The organism is Parolsenella sp. (genome assembly GCF_982402205.1).
The window spans coordinates 1-4,058 of the sequence record NZ_CEVYAT010000141.1; the positions used below are offsets into that span (position 1 = coordinate 1).

The following is a 4,058-nucleotide window of genomic DNA, read 5'->3' on the forward strand; positions in this document are numbered from 1 at the left end:
GCCTCCCAGTGGCTGCTCACCGCGCTCACGAACCGCATCGCGGCCTCGATCGTGCGCGACATGCGCCGCGACGCCTTCGCCAAGCTGCAGGTGCTGCCGCTCTCCTACATCGACTCGCACCGCCACGGCGACATCGTGAACCGCGTCGTCACCGACATCGACCAGTTCTCGAACGGCCTCACGCTCACCTTCCAGCAGCTCTTCTCGGGCGTGCTCACGATCGTGCTCACGCTCGTGTTCATGTTCAGGTTGAACCCGGCCGTTACCCTCGTGGTCATCTGCGTGACGCCGGTGTCGATCTTCACCGCAAAGTTCATCGCCACCCGCGGCTACGCCCACTTTCACGAGCAGTCGGTTCGTCGCGGCGAGCTCACGGGCGCGGTCGAGGAGTACGTAGGCGGCATCCCCGTGCTCGAGACCTTCGACGCCCAGGACGTCGCCTGCGGGCACTTCCGCGAGGTCGACGCGCGCCTCTCGCAGGCGAGCTTCAAGGCCGTCTTCTACTCCTCGCTCGTGAACCCCACCACGCGCTTCGTGAACGCCCTCGTCTACGCGGGCGTGGGCATCTTCGGCGCTTTCGCGGCCATCGCGGGGAGCCTCACCGTGGGCGGCCTCACGGCCTTCCTCAGCTACGCCAACCAGTATACCAAGCCCTTCAACGACATCTCGGACGTCGTGACCGAGCTGCAGAACTCGTTTGCCTGCGCGGCGCGCCTCTACGAGCTGCTTGACGAGCCCGAGCAGACCCCCGACGCGCCAGGCGCCGTCGAGCTCGCGAACGTGCGCGGGCAGGTCGAGCTGCGCGACGTGGCCTTCTCCTACACGCCAGACCGCCCGCTCATCGAACACTTCTCGCTCAGCGTGCGCCCCGGCATGCGCGTCGCCATCGTGGGCCCCACGGGCTGCGGCAAGTCGACGATGATCAACCTGCTCATGCGCTTCTATGACGTCGACACGGGCCAGATCCTCGTCGACGGCCACGACGTCCGCGACATCACGAGGGCAAGCCTGAGGGCGGCCTATGGCATGGTGCTGCAGGAGACCTGGGTCAAGAGCGCCACCGTGGCCGACAACCTGCGCCTGGGCGCGTCGGATGCCACCGACGAGGAGGTGCGCCAGGCCGCCAAGGCAGCCTTTGCCCACGACTTCATCATGCGGCTGCCGCACGGCTACGACACGGTCCTCGGCGGCGACCAGTCCTCGATCTCTGCGGGGCAGCGCCAGCTGCTGTGCATCGCGCGCGCCATGCTCGCGAACGCGCCGATGCTCATCCTCGACGAGGCCACGAGCAACATCGACACGCGCACCGAGATCCTCGTGCAGCGCGCCTTCGAGCGGCTCATGGAGGGTCGCACGAGCTTTGTGGTGGCCCACCGCCTCTCGACCATCGTGGGCGCCGACCTCATCGTCGCCATGAGTGACGGCCGCATCGTCGAGACGGGCACCCACGAGCAGCTGCTCGCCGCCCACGGATTCTACGCAAGCCTCTACGAGAGCCAGTTCAGCTGACATAAATCGTGGAGGCCCGCCGAACGTTTTCGTCACTTCTTTGGCTACCAAGGGGCGACGGGGTTGGGCCGGCCACGCGATGGGGTATCATCCCTTAAGTGCCGCACGGGGACGCGGCATCAGGACTACGAGGAGCAGCATTGACGTTCAACGAGTGGCTAGAAAAAAAGGTCAGTCAGGGTTTCGAGACTGACAACGAGGCGCCGCTGGGCAGCTCCGACAATCCCTCGAGCAAGATCCTCACGTGGGCCAACGCCTTCACCGTGATGAGGATGGTCCTCACCTGCGTGTTTCTCGGCCTGTTCGTGAACGACGTCAACCGCCCGGTCGCCGTCGCCATCTACGCCATCGCCGCCTGCACCGACTGGGCTGATGGCAAGATTGCCCGCGCCACGCAGACCGTAAGCTGGTTTGGCAAGCTGCTCGACCCCTTGTGCGACCGCTTCCTGCTGTTCACGGGCGTCCTTGGCCTCGTGATTCGCGAGGAGCTGCCCGCATGGGTGGCCGTGCTGCTCATTTGTCGTGACCTCTACCTCGGCGGGGGCGCCCTCATCGTGCGCCGCTTCCGCGAGCGCCCCGTCGACGTCGTCTACATCGGCAAGATCACGACGGCCCTGCTCATGTTCGGCTTCTGCGACCTTCTGCTGGGGCTTCCCATCATCGACGGCCTGGGCCTCACGAGCGCCTCGTGGCTGCCCGGCCTCAACTCCGTCGCGGGGCCCGTTGGGCTGCTCTTCGTCTACGCGGGCTGCGTGTTCTCGATCATCACGGCCATCGTCTACACCACCGAGGGCGTGGCCATCGTCCGCGAGTCCATCAGGAGGGGGAGGAGCAAGTAGCATGAGTCACACGCGCACCTCAACGCTGCTCGTCCTCGCAACGCTCCTGCTCGCCCTCATCGCACATCCCACCCTTGCCCATGCTGACACCTCCGAGCCCGACCTCTCCGAGGCGCAGGCCGCCATCGTCGTCGACCAGACGGGCAGGGTGCTCTACGAGAAGAACCCAGACGCCCAGATAAACATGGCCTCGATCACAAAGATCATGACGGCCGTGGTCGCGCTCGAGAGCGGCACGCCGCTTGACACCGTCTGCACCCTGAGCACCCCCGAGCTCGCAGAGAACGCCATGGTAGCGGGCTACACCGCGGGCAGTACCTCCACGCTCTACGACCTTATGCGCGTCATGCTCGTCTACTCGGCAAACGACGCCGCCTACGAGGTTGCCCAGTGCGTGGGTGGCTCCCAGGAGGCCTTCGTCGCGAAGATGAACGACAAGGCCAAGGAGCTGGGCATGGACGACACCCACTTCGAAAACCCCCACGGCCTCGACGCGGACGGCCACCACTCAACGGTGCACGACCTCGCGATCCTTGCCCGCTACGCCATGACGACCCAGCCCTTCATCGCAGACACGGTGCGCCTGCCCGAGGTCACGGTCGAGGTGAACGGCGTGCAGCGCGAGTACCCGACGGTCGACCACCTGCTGGGCAGCTACCACGGCCTCATTGGCATCAAGACCGGCGCCGGCAACACCGTCACGGCCTTCATGGGCTGCGCCCGCAGGGGCGCCACCACGCTCTACACCGTCGTCTTGGGCTGTGCCACGGTGGACGGCCGCTTTGCCGACACGGAGTCGCTGCTTGACTGGGCCTATGGCGCCTACCAGGGCCACGTGCTCGCAAACGCCTCCCTGACGCTCGGGGCGCGCCCCTTTGCCTACGACCTCGCCTACAGCCTGCCGGTGAGCGCCTCGGCCACCACGCTCGGCCTCGTCTGGCCGGGCGGAGGCGACACGACCTACGCGCGCACCGCCTGCCACACCGACAAGCTCTGCGTGCCCGGGCAGACCGTTGGCGTCTGCAGCTGGAGCCAGGACGGGCGCAACGTTGGAAACGCCACGTATGCGTGCCACAATGAGCTTGAGCCCACCCGCAGCGGCCTTGGGCTCGTGGGGTACGTCTGCCCCGCCGTCTCGCCCGCAGCCTAGGCACGAAAGGCAGCCCATGTACGCCATCTCAACCGACAAGGCGCCGCGTACCTCACTTCCCTTCTCCGAGGGAACGAGCGCGGCACGCTTCGCGTTCGTCTCCGCCCAGCCGCCCGTTGACCCCGCCACCGGCAGGCTCGTCGAGGAAGGCCTCGGCGCCCAGGCCAACCAGTGCCTCGACAACGTCGAGGGCGTGCTCTCCGAGCTCGAGCTCACGTTTGCCGAGGTCACGAAGCTCACGATCTACCTTGCGGGAACGAGCGATTTCGCCTGCGTCGACCGCGTCTGCGCCCGTCGCCTCACGAAGCCGCTGCCCGCGGTGACCCGCCTCGAGGTTTGCTCGCTTCCCGGCGGCGTGCCCATCGCCATCGAGGCCATCGCCTGCCGCTAGGAGCGGCGTGGAGCGGTACAATCATGTTTCACGAACTCGCTATCAAGAGGAGCTAGCCATGCAGAACGACACCACCAAGAACGCAGCGGACGCAACCGCGATCTTCTGCATGCCCTCGGCAGACGCCACCGTACCCGACCTCATGGGAGGCTCGCGTCCCGAGTACCCC

Annotated in this window: 4 protein-coding genes; all 4 read left to right on the plus strand. The window is 66.5% G+C overall.

Annotated features, from left to right (window positions below; translation table 11 throughout):
* A partial coding sequence (locus AC1VTH_RS07070) for an ABC transporter ATP-binding protein (protein WP_481335446.1) occupies positions 1-1,509 on the plus strand: 1,509 nt, incomplete at its 5' end.
* Positions 1,510-1,649: 140 nt separating this feature from the next.
* A complete protein-coding gene (locus AC1VTH_RS07075; RefSeq protein WP_481335447.1) occupies positions 1,650-2,348 on the plus strand; it encodes a CDP-alcohol phosphatidyltransferase family protein in 699 nt (232 codons plus the stop codon).
* Position 2,349: 1 nt separating this feature from the next.
* Positions 2,350-3,498 carry a D-alanyl-D-alanine carboxypeptidase family protein gene (locus tag AC1VTH_RS07080; protein WP_481335448.1) on the plus strand — a complete coding sequence of 383 codons (1,149 nt, stop codon included), beginning with the start codon at positions 2,350-2,352 and terminating at the stop codon, positions 3,496-3,498.
* Positions 3,499-3,514: 16 nt separating this feature from the next.
* On the plus strand, positions 3,515-3,889 hold the full coding sequence (locus AC1VTH_RS07085; RefSeq protein WP_293825521.1) for a Rid family hydrolase: 375 nt from the start codon (positions 3,515-3,517) through the stop codon (positions 3,887-3,889).
* The last annotated feature ends 169 nt before the right edge of the window (positions 3,890-4,058 follow it).

Excerpts from the sequence above, each read along its gene's own strand:
- AC1VTH_RS07085 (WP_293825521.1), top strand. The coding sequence starts at position 3,515 with ATGTACGCCATCTCAACCGACAAGGCGCCGCGTACCTCACTTCCCTTC.
- AC1VTH_RS07080 (WP_481335448.1), top strand. The coding sequence starts at position 2,350 with ATGAGTCACACGCGCACCTCAACGCTGCTCGTCCTCGCAACGCTCCTG.